The 21037-nt window shown below is 57.1% G+C and carries 18 protein-coding genes; 9 read left to right on the top strand and 9 right to left on the bottom strand.

The annotated features are described in order from the left end of the window. The first annotated feature begins 2 nt into the window (after window positions 1–2). The 3 genes from paaD to ABVT35_RS11430 all read left to right on the top strand — a co-directional run bounded on the left by paaD (window position 3) and on the right by ABVT35_RS11430 (window position 2879). Window positions 3–524, top strand: coding sequence for a 1,2-phenylacetyl-CoA epoxidase subunit PaaD (gene paaD, locus ABVT35_RS11440; protein ID WP_368466551.1), 522 nt, complete (start codon window positions 3–5; stop codon window positions 522–524). A gap of 10 nt (window positions 525–534) precedes the next feature. After that, window positions 535–1617 carry a 1,2-phenylacetyl-CoA epoxidase subunit PaaE gene (paaE, locus tag ABVT35_RS11435; protein ID WP_368466550.1) on the top strand — a complete coding sequence of 361 codons (1083 nt, stop codon included), beginning with the start codon at window positions 535–537 and terminating at the stop codon, window positions 1615–1617. An 86-nt stretch (window positions 1618–1703) separates the two neighbouring features. Next, a complete protein-coding gene (locus tag ABVT35_RS11430; protein WP_368466549.1) occupies window positions 1704–2879 on the top strand; it encodes an MFS transporter in 1176 nt (391 codons plus the stop codon). Window positions 2880–2892: 13 nt separating this feature from the next. On the opposite strand, the gene glp is transcribed toward ABVT35_RS11430, so the two are convergent. From glp to ABVT35_RS11405, 5 genes are read right to left on the bottom strand one after another with little or no spacing between them, the layout of a single operon-like run. After that, window positions 2893–4116: a gephyrin-like molybdotransferase Glp gene (glp, locus tag ABVT35_RS11425; protein ID WP_368466548.1), complete on the bottom strand. Its 1224-nt coding sequence runs from the start codon at window positions 4114–4116 to the stop codon at window positions 2893–2895. Next, window positions 4113–4610, bottom strand: coding sequence for a cyclic pyranopterin monophosphate synthase MoaC (gene moaC, locus ABVT35_RS11420; RefSeq protein ID WP_368466547.1), 498 nt, complete (start codon window positions 4608–4610; stop codon window positions 4113–4115). The genes glp and moaC overlap by 4 nt, the downstream gene beginning before the upstream one ends. Window positions 4611–4621: 11 nt before the next feature. Further along, complete coding sequence (gene trpC / locus ABVT35_RS11415) at window positions 4622–5419, bottom strand: indole-3-glycerol phosphate synthase TrpC (protein WP_368466546.1); 798 nt, start codon at window positions 5417–5419, stop codon at window positions 4622–4624. Between the two features lie 17 nt (window positions 5420–5436). Further along, the gene (gene trpD, locus ABVT35_RS11410) at window positions 5437–6465 is read right to left on the bottom strand and encodes an anthranilate phosphoribosyltransferase (protein WP_368466545.1); all 1029 of its coding nucleotides are present in this window, start codon (window positions 6463–6465) and stop codon (window positions 5437–5439) included. A gap of 42 nt (window positions 6466–6507) precedes the next feature. Then, a complete protein-coding gene (locus ABVT35_RS11405) occupies window positions 6508–8403 on the bottom strand; it encodes a SurA N-terminal domain-containing protein (protein WP_368466544.1) in 1896 nt (631 codons plus the stop codon). A gap of 232 nt (window positions 8404–8635) precedes the next feature. On the opposite strand from ABVT35_RS11405, the gene tpiA reads away from it, so the two are divergent. The 3 genes from tpiA to ABVT35_RS11390 all read left to right on the top strand — a co-directional run bounded on the left by tpiA (window position 8636) and on the right by ABVT35_RS11390 (window position 11724). Continuing rightward, a complete protein-coding gene (tpiA, locus tag ABVT35_RS11400) occupies window positions 8636–9394 on the top strand; it encodes a triose-phosphate isomerase (protein WP_368466543.1) in 759 nt (252 codons plus the stop codon). Between the two features lie 126 nt (window positions 9395–9520). Next, the gene (gene secG, locus ABVT35_RS11395) at window positions 9521–9919 is read left to right on the top strand and encodes a preprotein translocase subunit SecG (protein ID WP_368466542.1); all 399 of its coding nucleotides are present in this window, start codon (window positions 9521–9523) and stop codon (window positions 9917–9919) included. Window positions 9920–10095: 176 nt separating this feature from the next. Next, window positions 10096–11724 (top strand): CTP synthase, encoded by a 1629-nt coding sequence (locus tag ABVT35_RS11390; protein ID WP_368466541.1) that lies wholly within the window; start codon window positions 10096–10098, stop codon window positions 11722–11724. A 21-nt stretch (window positions 11725–11745) separates the two neighbouring features. On the opposite strand, the gene ABVT35_RS11385 is transcribed toward ABVT35_RS11390, so the two are convergent. Next, a complete protein-coding gene (locus tag ABVT35_RS11385; protein ID WP_368466540.1) occupies window positions 11746–12729 on the bottom strand; it encodes an SO2930 family diheme c-type cytochrome in 984 nt (327 codons plus the stop codon). Between the two features lie 87 nt (window positions 12730–12816). Continuing rightward, window positions 12817–14058 carry a parallel beta-helix domain-containing protein gene (locus ABVT35_RS11380; protein ID WP_368466539.1) on the bottom strand — a complete coding sequence of 414 codons (1242 nt, stop codon included), beginning with the start codon at window positions 14056–14058 and terminating at the stop codon, window positions 12817–12819. 134 nt (window positions 14059–14192) lie between these two features. Between ABVT35_RS11380 and ABVT35_RS11375 the strand changes: the two genes are divergently transcribed. Next, the gene (locus ABVT35_RS11375) at window positions 14193–14813 is read left to right on the top strand and encodes a TetR/AcrR family transcriptional regulator (protein WP_368466538.1); all 621 of its coding nucleotides are present in this window, start codon (window positions 14193–14195) and stop codon (window positions 14811–14813) included. A gap of 15 nt (window positions 14814–14828) precedes the next feature. On the opposite strand, the gene ABVT35_RS11370 is transcribed toward ABVT35_RS11375, so the two are convergent. Both ABVT35_RS11370 and ABVT35_RS11365 read right to left on the bottom strand, forming a co-directional pair. After that, on the bottom strand, window positions 14829–15851 hold the full coding sequence (locus ABVT35_RS11370; protein ID WP_368466536.1) for a 2-oxoacid:ferredoxin oxidoreductase subunit beta: 1023 nt from the start codon (window positions 15849–15851) through the stop codon (window positions 14829–14831). After that, complete coding sequence (locus ABVT35_RS11365; RefSeq protein ID WP_368466535.1) at window positions 15844–17694, bottom strand: 2-oxoacid:acceptor oxidoreductase subunit alpha; 1851 nt, start codon at window positions 17692–17694, stop codon at window positions 15844–15846. Before ABVT35_RS11365 ends, ABVT35_RS11370 begins: the two co-directional genes overlap by 8 nt. Window positions 17695–17922: 228 nt before the next feature. Between ABVT35_RS11365 and ABVT35_RS11360 the strand changes: the two genes are divergently transcribed. Then, entirely contained in the window at window positions 17923–20049 is a 2127-nt protein-coding gene (locus ABVT35_RS11360; RefSeq protein WP_368466534.1) for a molybdopterin-dependent oxidoreductase, read from the top strand. A 69-nt stretch (window positions 20050–20118) separates the two neighbouring features. After that, complete coding sequence (locus tag ABVT35_RS11355; protein WP_368466533.1) at window positions 20119–21015, top strand: VOC family protein; 897 nt, start codon at window positions 20119–20121, stop codon at window positions 21013–21015. Window positions 21016–21037 lie beyond the last annotated feature (22 nt).

Below are 21037 nucleotides of genomic sequence, written 5' to 3'. Positions count from 1 at the left end.
CAATGTCCGGTGCCGTCGACATGACCGAGAATTCGCAATCTGCTGTCAGAAAGGCAGCCTGGGATGCGGCCGCCGCCGTTCCCGATCCGGAAATTCCGGTCGTGACGGTGGAGGACCTCGGAATCCTGCGCTCGGTCGAGATCGCCGATGACGGCACAATTGTCGCCAAGGTGACACCGACCTATTCGGGATGCCCTGCAACGCAGTTCATCGAGCAGATGGTGCTCGAGGCGCTGCAGCAGGCCGGCTTTAAAGATGCCCGTGTCGAAGCGGTGCTGAGCCCGGCATGGACAACCGACTGGATCAGCGACGACGGAAAAGAAAAGCTGCGCAAATACGGCATCGCTCCGCCGCAAAAAACATCCAATTCCAAACGCGCGCTGTTCGGCGAGACGGTCGTCAGTTGTCCGCATTGCGGCTCTGAGGAAACCGAACGCGTCAGCGAATTCGGTTCAACGCCCTGCAAGGCGCTTTACCGGTGCAACGAATGCAAAGAACCCTTCGATTATTTCAAGTGCCTTTGAGGAAAACCGCATGTCACGCTTTCACTCACTGAAGATTGCCGATGTACGTCGCGAAACCGATGATGCGGTTTCTATCGCCTTTGACGTGCCGGAGGATACGAGAGATGCCTTTTCCTTCATTCCGGGGCAGTATCTGACACTGAAGGCAGACGTTGACGGTGCGCCAGTGCAGCGGACCTATTCGATCTGCAGTGCCCTAGACGAAGGCGAACTTCGCGTTGCAATCAAGCGCGTCGACGGCGGTGTATTTTCCAACTATGCCAATGACAATCTCTCCGCTGGCATGACAATGGACGTGATGGCACCGCAGGGTCGCTTTACCGCACAACCGTCATATCAGGCCAAAAACCACTATGTGGCCTTTACTGCCGGATCGGGCGTCACGCCGATTTTTTCCATCGTCAAAACGATCCTGACGAGGGAGCCGGACAGCACCTTTACGATGTTCTACGGCAATCGTGACCGCGCCTCGGTTATTTTTCGCGAGCAGCTTGAAGACCTCAAAGACCTATTCCTCGAGCGCTTTACACTGGTTCATGTGCTTAGCCGCGAAGGTCAGGATGTCGATCTTCTGCATGGCAGGCTCGATGCGGAGCGCATCGAAAAATTTGCTGGCGCCGGCCTTTTCGATCCCGCTTCCGTTGCCAATGTTTTCCTGTGCGGCCCGGGCGATATGATCGACAAGAGCCGTGAGACTCTCGAGAAGCTTGGCGTCCCGTCCGACCGTATTCGCTTCGAGCTCTTCACACCGGCGGAAGGCAGCCCGCCGCCCGCGCCAAAATCGAAGCAGGCGCAGGAGGCTGCCGAACAGGGCGTTGCTGTCGAGGCCGTGCTCGATGGCGCCTCACGCCCCTTTATAATGGGTGCGGAGGACGACAATGTCGTCGACGCCGCACACCGCCACGGCATCGAACTGCCTTTCTCCTGCAAGGGCGGCATGTGCTGCACCTGCCGCTGCAAGATCCGGGAAGGCGAGGTCGAAATGGCCGCCAACTACTCGCTTGAGCCGTGGGAACTGGAAGCCGGCTTTGTACTCGCATGTCAGTCGCGGCCGCTGACCGAGAAGGTCGTGCTGGATTTCGACGAAGTCTGACTTCCTTATTCCCGACTTCGGGAAACTCTGTCGGATAGTTGTTTGAACGGTATATTCCCGCGACCATTCGCGCTACATGCCATGGCATGAAAGAGACTGATCATACGCGAGTCGGGCTGGTCCTGACCCTCTGGGCGGCAGGTCTGGGCGCTGCAGCGCAATTTGCAAAAGTAAGCGTCATTTTTCCAAGCATCAGGGAGCTTTACCCCGAGGCGGGAACGGAGCTGGGATTCCTTGTCTCCATACTGAGCCTCATGGGTATTCTGCTCGGAACCTCCGCCGGAATGATTGTGGCACGCATGGGATTTCGGCGGCTGTTGCTGTCGGCGTTGTTGCTTGGTGCGGTCATTTCGGCCTATCAGGCTACCTTGCCGCCTTTTGCGTTTATGCTTGCCAGCCGCGTGGTCGAAGGCCTGTCTCACCTCGTCATCGTTGTTGCAGCGCCCACTTTGATTGCACAGGTCAGCGCCGAACGTCATCGTCCGATCACGTTGACGCTTTGGGGGACCTTTTTTGGTGTCGCATTCGCACTTGTCGCGTGGTTTGGCATTCCCATGGTATCCGTTCATGGGCTGCATACTATATTCATTGCGCATGCCGTCGCGCTGGCGGCCATAGCACTGTTGCTGCATTTCATGCTGCCCGGTTCTGCCGAAACGAAAACGAGTGCATCAATGCCTGATTTTCGGGAGATCCTCAGACAGCACGCTGAGACCTATAGATCTCCATCCATGGCGGCACCGTCCCTTGGGTGGTTGTTTTACACGCTCACCTTTGTTTCGCTCCTCACGTTGCTGCCAGATACCGTTGCCGAGGAAAGCCGGGCGTTTGTGACGGGCGCCATGCCACTCGCGAGCATTATAAGTTCGATGACATTGGGCATTGTTCTTCTGCGAAGCTTCACGGCCATCCATGTCGTCATGACAGGATTTGTTCTTGCGATCGGGATAACCCTGTGCCTCAGTCTCTTTCCTGGAAATCCCTCATTGTGCATAGGTCTGTTTTGTGCACTCGGACTGGTTCAGGGCGCAAGTTTTGCGGCCGTTCCTCAATTGAACAGCGGGCCGCATACGCAGGCTTTGGCAAACGGCGCGATGGCTCAGATGGGAAATCTCGGCAATACGTGCGGAACGCCGCTTATGCTGGCGATCCTGGTGTCGTTCGGGTTTTCCGGAATGATCGTCCTGATCGTATCGTGCTATTTGCTCGGTATTCTCACCCATTTGCTCCTGCAGCGAAGACGGGCATCCATGCACGTTTGACGGTTCGGGTCCGTTAGCCCGGTTCCCGCAGCAACACAATCCGGCATGGACTTCCTGCAGTCGCTGCCTCGGCGTGCGGCGGACGGATAATCAGGCAGTCGGATTCGGCAAAGATCCTAGTCATGGACGAATCCTGCTTCTCGAACGGCGTAGCGACGAGCGTGCCGTCCTCGCCGCGGGCAAGCGTTGCGCGCAGGTAATCCTGGCGGCGGTCGTTGGCTGCAACGTCACAGCCGAGTACGGCGTCGCGGTGCGGGTCAGTTTCCTCTTCATCCGAGAGACGGGCGATCAGCGGGCGCAGGAAGAGGTGGCTGCAGACAAGGCTTGAGACAGGGTTGCCGGGAAGGCCGAGCACGTGGAGGCCGCTGACCTGACCGTACATCAGGGGTTTTCCAGGCCGCATTGCAATACGCCAGAAATCGAGCTGCATGCCGCGTGCGATGAGCGCGTCCTGCACGAGATCATGATCGCCGACCGATGCACCGCCGAGCGTGACAAGCACGTCAACCTTGCCCGCCAGTGCGCGGTCGATGGCCGCTTCAATGACGTCCTGTCGGTCGATTGCGATGCCGAGGTCCGTAACGTCCGCACCGTCGGTCTCAGCTATTGCCCGCACGCCGTAGCTGTTGGAGGCAATGATCTGATCGGTGCCCGGCTCACCGCCCGGGGCGACGAGTTCGTCACCGGTCGCGAGGATCGCCACATGAGGTGGTCGCTTAACCGGCAATTCGGGGTAATTCATTGCGGCAGCCACCGTAATACGCCCTGCATCGAGCCGCTCGCCGGCGTGCAGGACAACATCACCTTCGGCAAAGTCGAGGCCTTTCGGGCGGATGTAGTTGCCTTTCGGGACGGTGATATTGATCTTCACCTCGTCGCCATCCAGCCGCTCGGTGTCTTCCTGAATGACGATTGCATCAGCGCCTGCAGGCACTGGCGCGCCGGTGAAGATGCGGACGGCCTGTCCGGCTTCGACGCTTCCGGTAAACCCGTGACCTGCCGGTGCTTCGCCGATGATCGTCAAAGTGCAGGGCAGGGCGCCGATGTCCCCGGTTCTGACGGCGTAGCCATCCATTGCGGATGCCGCAAAGGGCGGCTGCGAACGGACAGCCTTTACATCGCTGGCGAGCCGTCGTCCGATGGCGCGTTCCAGCGGTGCCTGTTCCGTGTCCTCGATCGGATGGGCATCCTTCAGGACGCGCGAGCGCGCGTCGTCGACGGGAAGGAGAGGCTTCATTTGCCACCCTTGCCGCGTTGCCAGTCTCCGGACTTGCCGCCGGATTTCGACAGAAGTTTTACGCCGGTGATTTCCATCGCCTTATCGACGGCCTTTGCCATGTCGTAGATCGTCAGGCATGCGACAGAGGCGGCTGTCAGGGCTTCCATTTCGACGCCGGTTTTGCCCGTGAGTTTTGCAAGCGCCTCGACACGCAGACCGGGAAGATCCGGCACCTCGGTTATGTCGACAGAGACTTTGCTCAACATCAGCGGGTGGCAAAGCGGAATAAGATCCGATGTCTTTTTGGCGGCCATGATGCCGGCGAGCCGGGCAACGCCGATCACATCGCCTTTTTTTGCATCGCCGGCGATGATCGTTGCGAGGGTCTGGGGCGACATCTTGACGTAGCCTTCGGCAATCGCAACGCGCTCGGCGTCGTTCTTGCCGCCGACATCGACCATATGGGCTTCGCCGTCTTCGCTGATATGGGTCAGTTTTCCGTCACCGGACATGCTCATTGTCCTCAATTTGCGCCTGTGAGGAGGCGGCGGGTTGCCGCCGCGACATCGTCCTGGCGCATCAGGCTTTCGCCGACGAGGAAGGAGCGGATGTTCGATTTGGCGAGGCGTGTGCAGTCCTCGTGGGTAAAGATGCCGCTTTCTCCAACGAGCAGCCTGTCCTCAGGCACCATAGCGGCCAGACGCTCGCAGTTTTCAAGGCTGACCTCGAATGTCCGCAGATTGCGGTTGTTGACACCGAGCAGGCGGGACTGAAGGGCGAGTGCCCGGTCCATCTCAGCCTCGTCATGCACTTCGATCAGCGCATCCATGCCAAGTTCGAATGCTGTTTCCTCCAGCGCCCTGGCTTCGTCATCGGAGAGTGAAGCCATGATAATGAGAATGGCGTCAGCACCCCAGGAGCGGGCTTCATAGACCTGATAGGGTTCGAACATGAAGTCTTTCCTGAGCGCCGGCAGATTTGCGGCAATGCGCGCCTGCGTCAGGAACTCCGGAGCACCCTGGAAGGAAGGGCTGTCGGTCAGGACGGAAAGGCAGGTTGCGCCGCCCGCCTCATAGGCTGCGGCTAGTGCGGGTGGATCGAAATCGGCGCGGATCAATCCCTTGGACGGGCTGGCTTTCTTGATCTCAGCAATCAAGCCGAATGAACCGTCGTTCTGACGCCGCTGCAGGGCATTGAAAAAGCCGCGCGGCGGTTCAATATCACCGAGACCAGCCTTGAGCTCAGTCAGGGGTGTTATTGATTGCGCAGCGGCAATTTCCTTGCGCTTGTATGCCTCGATCTTTTCAAGAATGTCTGTCATCTGCGTTGCGCTGCCCGTTATTGTTCTTGTTTGGCGTGGGCGCTAGAGGTCCTGACGAGGGCGTCCAGACTTGCCTTGGCCGCGCCGCCATCGATGGCTTCCTCGGCCTTTTTGATGCCTTCGGGAATATCTTCCGCTATACCGCCGATGACGAGCGCTGCAGCGGTATTCAGCAGCACGATATCGCGGTAGGGGCCTTTTGTGCCCTGCAGCACATCCAGGAGCGCGGCGGCATTGTGTTCAGCGTCACCGCCCTTGAGCTGGTCTATCGTCACGCGCTGCAGGCCGAACTGCTCCGGGGTCAATTCGAATTTGCGGATATTGCCGTTTTCCAGAGCAGCTATCTGGGTTGTGCCGGTCGTGGTCATTTCATCGAGACCATCGCCATGCACCACCCAGACGGTTTCCGAACCGAGGTCGCGCAGAACTTCTGCCAGCGGCTCCGTCCAGGCCGGGGCGAACACGCCAAGAAGCTGCTTTTTGACACTGGCGGGATTGGAGAGCGGACCGAGCAGGTTGAAGATGGTTCGGGTGCCGAGTTCAACGCGCGCGGGACCGACATGACGCATCGCCGAGTGGTGGCCGGGGGCAAACATGAAGCCGATGCCTGCCTCATTGATGCAGGCTTCAATTCCTCCCGGTTCCAGATCGAGATGCACGCCGAGTGCTGTAAGCGCATCCGCGGTTCCGGACTTCGATGACAGCGCCCGGTTTCCGTGCTTTGCGACCGTCAGTCCGGCACCGGCGGCGACCAGCGCTGAACAGGTGGACACATTATAGGAGCCGGATGCATCGCCGCCGGTGCCGACAATATCGACAGCATGATCAGGCGCGTCCACACGCAGCATCTTTTCACGCATGGTGGCGACTGCGCCTGCGATTTCCGAGACGCTCTCACCACGCACGCGCAGCGCCATCAGGAAACCGCCGATCTGGGCGGCGGTCGCTTCGCCCGACATCATGATTGTGAAGGCTTCCTGCGCCTGCTCACGGGTCAGGTGCCGGCCGCTGGCCGCAATCGCGATATAGTCTTTGAGTTCAGACATGATGATGTGTGCCTCCGGGAGGGCGAATTGTTACAACCTTGATCAGCGGCCCGATGAAATTGCAAGTTCTGCCGCCGCCGGATCGTAAGAAACACCAAAATCCGTCTGCATCAGCGAGATCGCCTGCGTCAGCATGTCATCGCCCATACGCCTTGATAGCGCCTGATCTGTCCCCGGTTGCAAAGATGCGACCTCCGAAGCGTCCGGGGTTGAAACACTGGATACCTGCATCAGGATTTTTGACGTGCCACCGGCATCGTCTGCAACGGCAACCAGACCCTCGGGTCCGGCAAAAGCGGCATTGACCGCGGCGGTTCCCAACACTGCGTCTTCATCACGTCTCTTCATATTGTACTTGGTTTCAGTCACCAGGCCCTGGTCCGCTGCCACCGCCGACAGTTCCTCGCCATCCTTGACCCGCTTTTGCAGTTCCGTCGCCAGTTTCCCGAGGGCAGTCGCGGCCTGTTCACGCTTCCAGTCGTCGATTGCGCGGGTGCGAACCTCATCCAGTGTGCGGTCGCGGGCAGGGGTGATGTCCTGCACCTCGTACCACATGAAACCGTCCGCCCCCAGATTGATCGGCGCGGATTCCACATTGATATCAGTGTCAAAGACTTCCGCAAGAAGCCTTCGGGATTCAGGCAGATCGCGAAGGATTTCACCGTCCGGTGTCTGCGCGGTGCGGTCGACTGCATCGATAATGACGGGGGTCAGCTTCTGCTTCTTCGCCGCTTCTTCAAGCGTCTCACCACCCGCGCGCGCATCTTCATACGCGTCGTGGACATCAAGCAGGATGTTTTCGGCCTCGACCAGTGCGAGGTCATTGCGGATGCTGTCTTCCACCTCTTCAAAACTCTTGGTGTTTTCCGGTGTGATTGCGGTTACCCGAAGGATGACAGGTCCGAAGGTCCCTTCAACAACGCCGCTTGTCGCGCCGGCCGGCGAGATCGCAAAGGCCGCGTCAGCGATTGCCTGATCCGGGATTGCCTGACGTTCGAATGTGCCAAGCAACACATCGTTCATTGTCTTGCTTTCGGCGGCAACAACGTCTTCGAAGCTTTCGCCTGCCGCCAGCTTATCCGCGGCGGCCTTTGCGGCATCGTCGTTGGCAAAGCTCAATTGTTCGACCGTGCGCGTTTCGGGCGTGCGATAGCGGTCGGCGTAGGTCTCATAGTCGCTACGCACGGATTCGTCGGCGACGGCTGCCGGGTCGGCCAGATCGCTTGCCCGAAGCGTAACATAGGCAATCTTGCGATATTCCGGCGCACGGTACGCCGTCTTGTTGTCCTCGAAATAGGTCTTGATTTCTTCGTCGGTCGGTTCGGCGATTGTTCCGACGATGTCGGGATTGAGAACAACGTAGTCAAGCGTCCGGGTCTCATTGTCGAACTGGTTGACAGCCTGCAGCAGGGTCTTTGGTGCTTTATAACCGTCGGAAATCGCTTCGACGATCTGCGAGCGGATAGCGGTATTTTCCTGGCTGACGACAAATTCCTCTTCGCTGATGCCGACATTGCGCAGCAGGTTGGAAAAGGTCGACCGGTCAAAACGCCCGTCGATGCCCTGGAAAATAGGATCCTCAGCAATCAGCGTTGCGAGGCGGCCTTCGGAGAGCCCCAGGTTCATGCGGCGCGATTGCTCGTCGAGCGCGGCATTCATTGCGACCTGTATCAGCACCTGGTTTTCTATTCCCATGGCCCGGGCCTGTTCGCGCGTCAGCCGCGTGCCGAACTGCCGCGACAGATTGGCAACCTGCCGGTCGTAGGCAAGGCGAAATTCGATTGGCGTCACGCGGGTGTCCCCGACGGTAACAACCGAATTACCCGCTCCCTGGAAGACCGTCCCGCTGATGCCCCAGACACCGAATGAGAGCACGAGAAGCAGCAAAAATAATTTGACGACCCAGGACTTGGCGCTGTTGCGAAGAGCGTCGAGCATGAAAACTCCGTTTAATACAAACTGCGCCGTTTGCGGCGCAGCGAACACATTGACCATATTTTTCAGGGTGTTTTACGCATCGAATGCGCCCCCCGCAAGGCTGAAAGGCCATTGCCACGCCAATCCGCCGCTCCAGAGGGAAATTGACGCAGGGCGCATGTGCCCGATTGATTTATCCCACCAATTTGATAGTTCCCTGACCTTAATGCCGAACGACGCCCTGGGGGAACTCATGACACCTGGTATCAAACCGCTCGTAGCCGGAAACTGGAAGATGAACGGCAATCGCGATTCTCTGCGGGAGATCACAGCGATGGCCACGGGAATCGATGCTTCTCTGCGTGAGAAAATAGATGCTTTGATCTGTCCACCGGCAACGCTGGTGTATCTTGCGGCAGCCGCCGTTCAGGACACTGGAGTGAGTATCGGCGGCCAGGACTGCCATACCGCCGCCTCCGGCGCCCATACCGGAGACATTTCCGCTGCCATGATGCGCGACGCCGCAGCGACCCATATCATTGTCGGGCATTCGGAGCGCCGGACCGATCATGGCGAAAGCAGCGAAACGGTACGAACGAAGGCCGAGGCCGTACATGGTGAGGACCTCGTGGCGATCATTTGCATTGGCGAGACAAAAGAAGAGCGCGACGCCGGCAAGGCCCTTGATGTTCTGAAAAGTCAGCTCGATGCTTCTGTCCCTGACGCCGCGACCGCTGAAAATACGGTCATTGCCTATGAACCCGTCTGGGCGATCGGGACCGGCGTTACACCGACAGCGGCAGACGTTGAGGAGGCGCATGCCTTTATGCGCCGGGAGCTTGAAGCCCGTTTCGGCGGCAACGGCGCTGCCATGCGGCTTCTTTACGGCGGGTCCGTCAAGCCCTCAAACGCCGCTGAATTGATGTCCGTGCGTAATGTCGATGGCGCCCTTGTTGGCGGCGCAAGCTTGAAAGCCGATGACTTCCTTGCCATTTGTGAAGCATACAGGTAGCAACAGCCGTAGAAATTAGGCGGTGCTATTGCGGCTGAATCGTCGTTAAGGGGTTGGAATGAATACCAGCCTCGTGTAAACAGCCGCGAATTTTCCAATTTGCCTTGAAGGCAGGAACTGAAATCCATGCAAACGGTTTTGATCGTTATCCATCTTATGATTGTGATTGCGCTTGTCGGTGTTGTTTTGCTGCAGCGTTCCGAAGGCGGAGCCCTGGGTATTGGCGGCGGGTCGGGCGGACTTATGTCTGCACGCGGTGCTGCCGACGCACTGACGCGCACCACCGGCATTCTTGCCGCAGCTTTTTTTGCGACATCCATCGCACTAGGCATTTATGCGAGGTACGAATCGCGTCCAACCGATATTCTCGAGCGGATTGAGCAGACGGCTCCGAGCGGCGGCCAGTCGGTTCTTGATCAGCTCGGCGGCACCCCAACCTCAACCGAGGAGTCCGGTGGATCCGCCGACATACCCAAACCCGAAACTCCGAGTGGCGGAGAGAGCCAGGTTCCGACCGGCCAATAGATCATGCATCTATTTTGAATCTTGTCGGTGGCATTTCCGTGCCACCGGTTTTTACTGTGCAATACAGGCGATTGCGCGATGAATGGTCGTGTGCCTGCACAAATCTGTCAAAAAAACACCGGTATTCCGATTAGGGGCTGGTGGAATCAGTCACAAAGCGGTAACGGATAAAGCCCATGGCGCGATATGTTTTCATCACTGGCGGCGTGGTTTCCTCCTTGGGCAAGGGCATAGCTGCTGCTGCACTCGGTGCATTGCTGCAAGCCCGCGGCTATAGGGTACGCATCCGCAAACTCGATCCCTATCTCAATGTCGATCCCGGAACGATGAGCCCCTATCAGCATGGGGAGGTTTTCGTAACCGACGATGGTGCGGAAACGGATCTCGATCTCGGGCACTATGAGCGCTTTACCGGCCGGTCTGCCGTTCAGGCCGACAACATCACCACGGGTCGGATCTACAAGGAGATTATTGATAAGGAACGGCGCGGCGACTATCTGGGTGCGACCGTTCAGGTCATTCCGCATGTAACCAATGAAATCAAGGACTTCGTTCTCGACGGCAATGATGATTACGATTTCGTGCTTTGCGAAATCGGGGGCACTGTCGGCGATATCGAAGCCATGCCGTTCCTGGAAGCGATCCGGCAGCTCGGCAATGATTTGCCACGTGGCAATGCGATCTATATCCACCTGACGCTGATGCCGTGGATTCCGGCGGCAGGGGAACTCAAGACAAAGCCGACACAGCATTCGGTCAAGGAACTGCAGTCCATCGGGATTGCGCCGGACATTCTGCTGGTGCGCGCGGATCGCTCGATTCCGGAGGAAGAGCGGCGCAAACTGTCGTTGTTCTGCAATGTGCGTTCATCCGCCGTTATTCAGGCTCTGGACGTCGACAACATCTACGATGTGCCTATTTCCTACCATCGCGAAGGATTGGACGACGAGGTTCTTGCGGCTTTCGGCATTGAACCGGCTCCGGCGCCGCGCATGGAGCGGTGGGAAGAGGTGGCCGAACGCATCCGCACACCGGAAGGTGAAGTCACGATTGCCGTCGTCGGCAAATATACCGGCCTCAAAGATGCCTATAAATCGCTGATCGAAGCGTTGCATCACGGCGGTATTGCCAATCACGTCAAGGTCAATCTCGAATGGATCGAATCGGAAATATTCGAGAAGGAAGAACCTGCGCCGTGGCTTGAAAAGGTCCATGGTATTTTGGTACCGGGCGGTTTCGGCGAACGGGGCGCGGAAGGCAAGATACTCGCGGCGCGCTTCGCACGCGAGCGCAAGGTTCCTTATTTCGGTATCTGCTTCGGCATGCAGATGGCCGTCGTTGAAGCGGCGCGCTCCCTTGCCGGGCTGGAATCGGCCTCATCAACCGAATTTGGCGAAACATCGGAACCGGTTGTCGGCCTGATGACCGAATGGCTTAAGGGCAATATGCTTGAAAAGCGATCCAAATCCGGTGATCTCGGCGGCACAATGCGGCTTGGAGCCTACAAGGCGCGGCTCAAGGAAGGAACGCATATTTCCGAGATCTACGGCTCGACGGAAATTTCGGAGCGGCATCGCCACCGTTATGAGGTCAACCACGAATATGTCGGTGCACTTGAGAAGCAGGGGCTGGTCTTTTCCGGCATGTCGCCCGATGGCGTGTTGCCGGAAACAATCGAATATCAGGACCATCCCTGGTTTATCGGCGTGCAGTACCATCCGGAACTGAAATCACGTCCGCTTGAGCCACATCCGCTGTTTGCATCCTTCATCGAAGCAGCCCTGGAACAGTCGCGCCTGGTTTAACCGGCAACGAGCGGCGGCGCGCTAATCGAGCCCGTTAATCCATTCCTCAAGCATGATGAGGGCTTCCTTATGCGCCATCGATCTGCCGAGTTCCGGCATCATGATGCCCGGATCGAGGCTCTTCATACGATAGATGAGGATCGAGCCGGCAGCATTGCCGGGGTCTATATCGTATTCAAGATTGCCTGAGCCGCGACCGGCCGCGACCGGCCGTTTACGGTAGCCCCATGTGGGCGGATCGTTTTCCCATGCGGTGAGAAAGAGCCCTGAATTGCTTGCCGGTCCTTCAAGGCGATGACAATGGGCGCAATTCACGTCCAGATAGCTTCGCGCTCTTGCTTCCAGCGGTTGCGACGCGTCCTGCCAGTCGGTTGCGCGAGGGATATCACCTGATTGCGGCACGCCCGAAAGAATTCCTCTGTCCGTCCAGGCCGCAAGCTGGTTGTCAGTGCCGTCGTCGTATGGGTAATCGCTGTTGAGATTGCGGGCGCTTGGTCCAATCGGAGTGATTTCCTTGTTGAGTGCGTGGCAGCCCTTGCACTGGTTGGCATTCGGTACCGCGTAATCGATCACGAGTGGTGCGCCGTCATGGTCTGTTACGGATATCTCCAAACGCTTGCCGGCGACCTTCAGACGCGCATCGCCCAAATCCTCGTCCCAGACATAAGGCCAGGCTTTCCAGCCGTTTTCCTGCCGGATCAAAAGGCGTGTTTCTATTATCCGCACGGTTTCATCGGGACGGCGCAGATCGGCCGGATAGGCGAATGTCTTGATAAGGGTTGTGCCTAAGGGAAATTCGATCACTTCCCGGTCGCGGTATTCGGCCGTCTTGCCGGCGGGCACATAGACGAACCGGTATTTGGATGCATAGTCGGTAAATAGCGGCGTTATGAGGTCGTAGGGAACCACACCGGCATTGGGTGTTTGTTTCTTCGGGTCGTTGAAGAGATTGTATTCAGACAGTGTGCGTGCCGGTTTGGCCGCCATAAGAGCGTCGTCGTTCACGGGAGCTGCAAATACTTCCGCTGCAGCGGCGCACAGGATAGCCAGGCTGATGAATAATCGAATGACCATGGCCCGACAGTACGGCGTTTAGTTCGTGTGCTGCAATTGCGGCAGGCTGACCGCCTTCGGTTCCGGAACGGTACCGGCATAATCCTCAATGTCGCGATCCGGAGATGTGGACCACGGATAGAGCGTATTCTGGATCATGTACAGGTTGGCAAAAGTTGTTCCGTCAGCCTCATCGACATAGATACGATCGTCGTCTGATGTCCACGTCATCCATTCCGTCAGCGGTACGACACCATCCCACACGATGTCCGGAACCGGCGTTCCCGTTACGCCTGTTATGATGCCGCCGACTTCGCCATCGGGCTCGGTGCCTCCGCCATCATAGGTGTTGCCGCGAATCATCACGGCGCGGGGATGCGGCATGTAATTGTCGTCATCGAATTCGTTGGGGTAGGTGGCAATGAGTACGTGAACAGTACCGTTGTTCTTGAGCGTGTTGTTGAAAACATGCACGTTCCGGTTCGCCATCACCATGATCCCGGTTCCCTTGGCGACCATACCGACAATATTGCCTTCGGGTGCAAAGTTCGGGGTATCATTGTCGACAATCTGATTGTCGAAAACGCGCACCGAATGGCCGCCCATCACCGGCAGATTGGGAAGGTCAAATACCAGAATTCCGCCGGTATTGTGGGTTACCGTGTTGCCATAGACATCCGCATATTTGCTGTTTTCGATTTCGATGCCGGCGACATTGTGAGTCGCGATCGAATTTCGCACGATTATGTTTTCCGACTGTCCGACATAAATGCCTGCATCGGAAGCACCGGTCACTACGCTTTCTTCGACGAGGACGTTTTTCGATTCGACCGGATAGATGCCGTATGCGCCGTTTGTCTCCTTTGGGCCGCCGGACCACGCAACGCGGATCCGGCGGTATGTTATCTGATCCGCACCTTTGGATTTGATGCCGTCGCCTTTGGTGTCTTCTACTGCAAAATCTTCAAGAACGACGTTGTCAGATGTGATCAGAAAGCCTTCGCCCCCGGCCTTTTGATCCCCGAACGAGAGGACGGTCTTATTCATGCCTGCACCCCGGATGGTCACATCCGGAATATCCAGCGAAAGCCCATCTGAGAGCACGTAGGTGCCTTCCGCCAGATTGATCGTGCTGCCTGGTTCGGCAGTGATCAAAGCTTCCTGGAGTTGCTCAGCAGCGTTTGGACCCGGCACTATCGAAACCCCACCCGATGCGCCGGCTGCGAGACAAAAAACAAACAGGAGCGGCAATGCCAGAAAAACCCGGTATTTGCTGCTCACTATCTGCTCCTCCCCAGGAAACTATGGTGTAAGGTCATAGCACGTGATTTTGGAATGATCAACAAACATGAAACATATTCACATTTTACATCGGCATTTTTCTTCGATATCGCAGCCAATCGGGCATTTTGACAATGAACACTGAAACCAGGCGCAAGCCACGCCAAAAGCGCTCCAAGGAAAAGGTCGACAAAATTCTCGATGCTGTGGAGATATTGGCCACGCAGTTGGGACTTGAAGCGCTCACCACGACCCAAATTGCCGAAAACACCGGATTTGCGGTTGGTACGATTTATCAATATTTCGGGAACAGGACCGAACTGCTGATTGCAGCGGAAGAGCGCATGTTCGAGCGCCTGACGCACCATCTTGCAGACGAAGTCGTCAAGGTCCTGTCCCAACCTGTGGACGACCCGATCGACAAGCTCATCGGTATTTATATTGACAGCGCCAAGGCACAGCCGGGCTACCAGACGCTTTTGAGCTTTTCACGTGCCAACAAGCCACCGGGTGCAAATGAAGCCGCCGTATACGAATTTACCGGCGACCTGATCAGCTCGTTCATTCGGTCTCAAATTCCCGACATAACCGACGAACAGATACACGTCACTATGACGACGGTTGTCAGCTTTCTTTCTGTACTTACCGACGTTGTTGTGCTGGAGCAGGATCCGGTGCGCGAGAAAAGGTACCGGACCGAGCTTGTGGCCCATTGCAAGTACGCTCTGCAGCGGGCAGCCGAAGCAACCGGCTAGGAAGTCAATGCAGCATCAGCGCTGATCCGAAACCCTCCAGCTGAATTCAGACTGCATCACATCCTGGAGTTTTCTGGGTTTTTTAGCCGCGGTTTCGTCCGGTCCGGCCGGCCGATCCGCATATACGGGACCGGGATTGTCATAAAGAACACCGGTCGCCACCGGAAAATCGGGATTTTCCATTCGTGCCAGAGCCGATGCAAGATTGTAATTGCATGGGTCATGTTTCAAGGCCGGCGACCTGTCGCCGTCTGGCATATCGATGGCTTTGATGCCCATTGTTTCCAGATCGAAAGCCAATCCGCGGGAATGGTCGGCGCCGTAGGTCAGTGGACTGCCCGGTTCAAGCTGCAACTGATTTTCGGCAATATTGCCTTTGGCTGTGAATCCGTCAAACACGTCCTCGTTGAAGACGATGCAGTTTTGATAAATCTCGACAAAAGACGCGCCCTTATGGTGGTACGCGGCTTTCAGCACCTCAACCAGCTGTTTGACTTGCGTGTCGACACCGCGTGCTACGAACCGCGCACCGCAGCCAAGTGCATAGCGGGCCGGATCAACGGGGTTGTCGATACTGCCCGCGGGCGATGAGGGGGTGCGGGTCGCCAGATGCGAGGTCGGTGAATATTGCCCCTTGGTCAGGCCGTAGGTCTCATTGTTGAACAGCAGTATCTGACAGTTCAGGTTCCTTCTTAGAATGTGCAGAAGGTGATTTCCCCCGATCGACAGGCCATCGCCGTCCCCGGTAATGATCCAGACGTCGAGATCAGGATTGGCCAGCAGCATACCCGTCGCGACAGCCGGCGCACGGCCATGGATCGTGTGGAAGCCGTATGTGTCGATATAATATGGGAAGCGCGACGAACAGCCGATACCCGACACGAAAACGGTATTCTCCCGCCGGGCGCCAACCTCGGCCAGAACAGTGCGCACAGCCTTGAGGATTGCGTAGTCACCGCAACCCGGGCACCAGCGAACCTCCTGATCGGTCGCAAAATCCGCGGGCGATGATGCCACCGGTTTCAAATGCTCATTCATCAGTCGCCTCCAGGCGCGATAGGACCGCTTCTTCTATTTCATTGATCAGAAAAGGCCTGCCGGTCATTTTGCTCAAGCCTTCGGCCCTGGCGCAGCCTTCGGCGCGCATCAGCGCAACGAGTTGGCCATCATTCATTTCAGGCACCAGAATCTTTCTGAAGCCGGCCAACAGTTCCGCCTGCTTCGGAGCGAAGGGTCTCAGGTGGCGTAAATGTATGTGGGAAACCCGGTGGCCGCGTGCACGCAGGTTTGTCACCGCCCGTGATATCGGACCATAGGTCGATCCCCAGCCTACGAGAGCCAAATCACCCTGGCGTTCGCCCTGATCCGGTTCAAGCGGCGGGATCGTACTTGCTATGCCAACAATCTTTTCCGCCCGCAGATCCGTCATCTTCTGATGGTTTTCCGGTTCGTAGGAAATGTGCCCGGTTTTAAAATCCTTCTCGATACCGCCGATCCGGTGTTCGCAACCGGGTGTACCCGGTACCGCCCATGCGCGCGCCAGTGTTTCCGGGTCGCGCCCATACGGGTTGAAGTCTTCCGGCTCGGTGTGGTTTGCGACTTTGATGCGCGGTAAACTGTCGAGGTCAGGCAGCGCCCAGGGGCTGGATGAATTGGCGACAAACCCGTCAGACAGAAGAATGACCGGCGTCATATAGGTCAATGCAATCCTCGCCGCTTCAACTGCCATTTCGAAACACTCGGCGGGTGAGCCGGCGGCCAGAACGGCGAGGGGACTTTCACCGTGGCGGCCATAGAGAGCCTGGTTGAGATCGGATTGTTCGGTCTTGGTCGGCATACCCGTTGATGGGCCGGCCCTTTGTGTGTTGATGATAATCAGCGGCAGTTCGGTGGAAACGGCGAGACCCATCGCCTCCTGTTTTAAAGCGATGCCGGGTCCCGAACTGGACGTCACTCCAAGACCGCCGGCAAACGAAACACCAATCGCTGCGCAGATTGCAGCAATCTCGTCCTCGGCCTGGAAGGTCTTGACGCCGATATCTTCCAGCCGCGCCAGGGTATGCAGGACCGGTGATGCCGGTGTTATGGGGTATGAGGAAAATACAAGCTGGCGGTCCGAAAGTTCTGCAGCGGCGGCCAGTCCCCAGGCGAGTGCCTCATAACCGGTGACAAACCTGTATGTTCCGGGCTTCGGCTCAATGCGCGCGACTTCGTAACCGGTTGCCTCGACCGTTTCGCCATAGGCGTGCCCGGCATTCAGCGCCGATATGTTGGCGGCCGCGATATCCCGGTCCTTGGCAAATTTGCGGTTGATCCATTGCGTCGTCGGCTCGCGGTCGCGTCCGTACATCCAATATACGAGGCCAAGGGCCCAGAAATTCCTGCAGCGCGAAGATGCCTTCCGGTTGAGGCCGCTTTCAGCGACACTTTCCAAAGTCAGCTTAGAAATATCTGGCGCCATGACCTGATATTCGTCCAGCGTGCCATCCTCAAGCGGTGAAACGTCGTATCCGGCCTTGCTGAAATTGCGTGTTGTGAAGGTTCCGGCGTCTACCAGAACAGTGCCGCCTTTTTTCAACAGGCCGAGATTGGTTTTCAAAGCGGCGGGGTTGAGGGCAACCAGCATATCGGCTTCGTCGCCGATGGTCTTGATGGGGCGTCCGCCAAAATGCACCTGGTAAGCCGATACGCCATAGGTGGTGCCGACCGGTGCGCGAACTTCGGAGGGATATTCGGGAAAGGTCCCCAGGTCATTGTCGGTCATCGCGCTGGACAAACCGAGCTGGGAGCCGATGACCTGGATGCCGTCTCCAGAGTCGCCGGCAAAACGAACGACGGCCGTTTCGACGGGGTGCCGCGAGGCAAAAGCGGTATTGTTCATGAAATAATTGAACCCATAGCCTGCAAACGATTTTTACTGGTGACCTCATATAGGTCACAGTCCCTTTTGTTTATAGCCCAGCATCTGCCCGGTGAGTATCAGCAATTCGCCGCAATGCGGCGCGCCGGTTGTGGCAGTAGGTCGCACATCAATCAGGCATTGCGAAATCCGATTCCAACAACCGCTCATATTGGGTACATTATATGTGAATGGGAGGTGGACCAGGTAATGCCGGAGCTGGAAACGACCATCCACAAATCAGCCTGCCGCATGTGCCATGGCGGCTGCGGTGTGCTGGTTCACATTGCTGACGGACAAATCAAAAAGATTGTGGGTGATCCGGACTCTCCACTCAATCGCGGGAAAATCTGTATTAAGGCGCCTGCTTCGATCGAACTCGTCAATCATCCCGACCGGTTGAAATTTCCGATGAAACGAGCGGGTCCTCGCGGTAGCGGAAAATGGGACCGCATCGACTGGGACGAAGCCTATGACATCCTGGCTGAGCGCCTTGGTGCGATCATCGACCAGGATGGCGCGCGGTCAATTGCCATTGGCACAGGAACCGGTCGCCATCACTGCGATTTTGTACCACGATTTGCCAATGCGCTGGGGACACCAAACTGGTGTGAACCCGGCCACGCCCAGTGCTTCTTTCCACGTGTCAATGTTTCGAAAATGACCTTCGGCGATCTTCCCATCGGTGATTATTACGGGGATACCGATCCGAGCTGCGTTCTGGTTTGGGGGCATAATCCGGCGGTTTCCGGCCCGGATGGGGAACTGCTGTTCCATTGCCGGGCGCTGACGAAGAAAAACACCAAATTCATCGTGGTCGACCCGCGTCGCACATTGCTTGCCGAAGAAGCCCAGGTTTGGCTGCAGGTGAGGCCGGGGACGGATGACGCCGTCGCGCTGGCCATGCTTCACGAAATCATCGCCGCGGATTTGTACGATGCCGAATTTGTTGAAAACTGGACCTATGGATTTGACCAATTAAAGGCTCATGTCGAGCCTTATACGCCGGAGTGGGCAGCATCCATCAGTTGGGTGCCTGCGGAAAAAATCCGCGAAGCGGCACGGCTGTTTGCTTCTTCAAAACCGGCAGTCGTCGAATGGGGATGTGCCATTGAACACTCTCCAAATTCCATACAGACCGCACGCGCAATTGCATGCCTGCCGGCTTTGACAGGTACAATAGATATTCCCGGAGGATGGGTGTTCGGATCACACATTCTGGGTGACTTTCCATTCCTCCACGACACGCTTGACGACAACGTGAAGGCGATGCGTCTCGGGTCCGATGAGTTCCGGCTGCTGGGTCAGGCCAACGTCATGCCGTCGGCGCATATTCCATCCGTGTTCGAGGCAATGCGCACCGGTAAGCCATACCCGATAAAGGCATTTTTGATATTCGGCAACAATCCGCTGGCCACCTATGCGAATTCCACGCTGGTGCGCGATAGTCTCGAGAAGGTCGAATTCCTTTCGGTCATGGACATGTTCATGACACCGAGTGCAGAACTGGCCGACCTTGTGCTGCCGGCTGCCAGTTGGCTTGAACTGGATGCGTTGACCGCCTTTCCGTATTTTGCTGAAACCACTGCGCTGGCACAGCAAAAACTCGCGCAGGTCGGCGAGTGCAAGCAGGACGAAGTGGTGTTTGCCGAACTGGCACGGCGCATGAACCTTGGTGCCGGCAAGGAAGACATCGAAACCATCTTCGATGGGCGGCTGGCTCCCGTCGGCAAGAGCTTTCGCGAACTTACCCGGGAAGGGTTTGCCCACAAACCCATTACATACCGCAAGCACGAAAAGGACGGTGCAGGCTTCAAAACAGAATCGGGAAAGATCGAGCTCTATTCACTGGCGCTCGAAAGACTCGGATATGACGCACTGCCGACCTATCGCGAGCCGCCGGAATCGCCTCTCTCCACACCGGATGTCGCCGAGGACTACCCGCTTGTTTTGACAAGCGGTGCAAGAGTGCTCAACTTCTTCACGTCAGAGCATCGGCAGTTGTCGCGTCTACGGCGCTCTCATCCCGACCCGCTTGTTGATCTTCACCCGGAAACTGCGATGGAAGCGGGTATCCGCGAGGGCGATTGGGTATGGATTGAAACGAGGCGCGGGCGAATTCGGCAGAAAGCCAATCTGACCGAGAATATCGATCCCAGGGTTGTCCATGTGGAATTCGGCTGGTGGTTTCCTGAAAGGCAAGACAGGGAAAAAGGTATCTGGCAATCGAACGCCAATTTGCTTACAGATCAGGGTCCGCCTTACGACCCGGCTATGGGTACCTATCAGCTGCGCGCCCTGTTGTGCCGAATTTCCAAGGCAGCGGCACCGCATTGATCGCACTGATGGTCGACGGTCGGCAAAGAACCGCTAATTGCTCGATTACACACTACAAGGATTGCCGCAATGACCGAGACACACGTGGACAAGCCACGATCCATTGATCATTTGGTATTGCCCACAGCCGATCTGGGCATAGCCCGTGAACGTCTTTCCAAGCTTGGATTTACCGTCGCGCCCGATGCCCAACATCCATTCGGAACGAAAAATGCCTGCGTGTTCTTTGCGGACGGAACCTATCTGGAGCCGCTGGCTGTGGCACAAAGGGAAACATGCGAACAAGCTGCGATCGATGGCAATGTCTTTGTGATGCGCGATCAGGCTTTCCGCTTCCGACGCGGTGATGATGGCATTTCGGCACTTGTGATGGGAACGGACAATGCCGAACGGGACCATGTGCAGTTTGTGGAACGCGGAATCAGCGCCGGGTCCAATCTGGCGTTTTCGCGCCTTTTTGAAACGCCGGGCGGTGACAGTGCGACAGCTGGATTCGAACTTGCGTTCGCTGCGGATCTGCGAGCACCGGATGTTTTCTTCTTCACCTGTGAGCGCAAAAACCCTCCGGATGTGGATAAATCAGCGCTGGAAAGGCATGACAATGGTGTCGTCGGCATTCGCCAGGTGGTGCTTTCAGAGCAAAATCCCAGCGACTTCCAGTATCTGCTTCAGCAGGTGGTTAATCAGCGCGAGGTCAACGCGCATTCGTTCGGTGTCGATCTTGCCGCGGCAAATGGCGATATCGTTGCGTTGAATGCTGCCGGGATGGAAGGTTTTTTCGGGGTCAAAGGCGGTACGCATGCTCGGGGGCTGCGTCTTCGCGGGCTGGTGTTGTGCACCACTGATCTCTCCGGGATGGAAGAGCGGCTGAAGGAAGCCGAACTCGACTACGCACTCGTCGGCGGCAGGCTGATCATATCCGAGGCACCGGGGCAGGGGGCTTTCTTCGCATTTGAACAAGCATGATCATTGGACGAAAAAGGAGTAT

It is taken from the genome of Hoeflea sp. TYP-13 (assembly GCF_040932035.1).
GTDB lineage: Bacteria > Pseudomonadota > Alphaproteobacteria > Rhizobiales > Rhizobiaceae > Hoeflea_A.
This window is presented reverse-complemented; position numbering and strand designations above follow the sequence as displayed.

Coding starts and splice junctions, on each gene's coding strand:
- ABVT35_RS11375 (WP_368466538.1), top strand. CDS start 14,193: ATGAACACTGAAACCAGGCGCAAGCCACGCCAAAAGCGCTCCAAGGAA.
- ABVT35_RS11365 (WP_368466535.1), bottom strand. CDS start 17,694: ATGAACAATACCGCTTTTGCCTCGCGGCACCCCGTCGAAACGGCCGTC.
- trpC (WP_368466546.1), bottom strand. CDS start 5,419: ATGACAGACATTCTTGAAAAGATCGAGGCATACAAGCGCAAGGAAATT.
- paaE (WP_368466550.1), top strand. CDS start 535: ATGTCACGCTTTCACTCACTGAAGATTGCCGATGTACGTCGCGAAACC.
- tpiA (WP_368466543.1), top strand. CDS start 8,636: ATGACACCTGGTATCAAACCGCTCGTAGCCGGAAACTGGAAGATGAAC.
- ABVT35_RS11390 (WP_368466541.1), top strand. CDS start 10,096: ATGGCGCGATATGTTTTCATCACTGGCGGCGTGGTTTCCTCCTTGGGC.
- trpD (WP_368466545.1), bottom strand. CDS start 6,465: ATGTCTGAACTCAAAGACTATATCGCGATTGCGGCCAGCGGCCGGCAC.
- ABVT35_RS11355 (WP_368466533.1), top strand. CDS start 20,119: ATGACCGAGACACACGTGGACAAGCCACGATCCATTGATCATTTGGTA.
- paaD (WP_368466551.1), top strand. CDS start 3: ATGTCCGGTGCCGTCGACATGACCGAGAATTCGCAATCTGCTGTCAGA.
- ABVT35_RS11405 (WP_368466544.1), bottom strand. CDS start 8,403: ATGCTCGACGCTCTTCGCAACAGCGCCAAGTCCTGGGTCGTCAAATTA.
- glp (WP_368466548.1), bottom strand. CDS start 4,116: ATGAAGCCTCTCCTTCCCGTCGACGACGCGCGCTCGCGCGTCCTGAAG.
- secG (WP_368466542.1), top strand. CDS start 9,521: ATGCAAACGGTTTTGATCGTTATCCATCTTATGATTGTGATTGCGCTT.
- ABVT35_RS11370 (WP_368466536.1), bottom strand. CDS start 15,851: ATGAATGAGCATTTGAAACCGGTGGCATCATCGCCCGCGGATTTTGCG.
- ABVT35_RS11430 (WP_368466549.1), top strand. CDS start 1,704: ATGAAAGAGACTGATCATACGCGAGTCGGGCTGGTCCTGACCCTCTGG.
- moaC (WP_368466547.1), bottom strand. CDS start 4,610: ATGTCCGGTGACGGAAAACTGACCCATATCAGCGAAGACGGCGAAGCC.
- ABVT35_RS11360 (WP_368466534.1), top strand. CDS start 17,923: ATGCCGGAGCTGGAAACGACCATCCACAAATCAGCCTGCCGCATGTGC.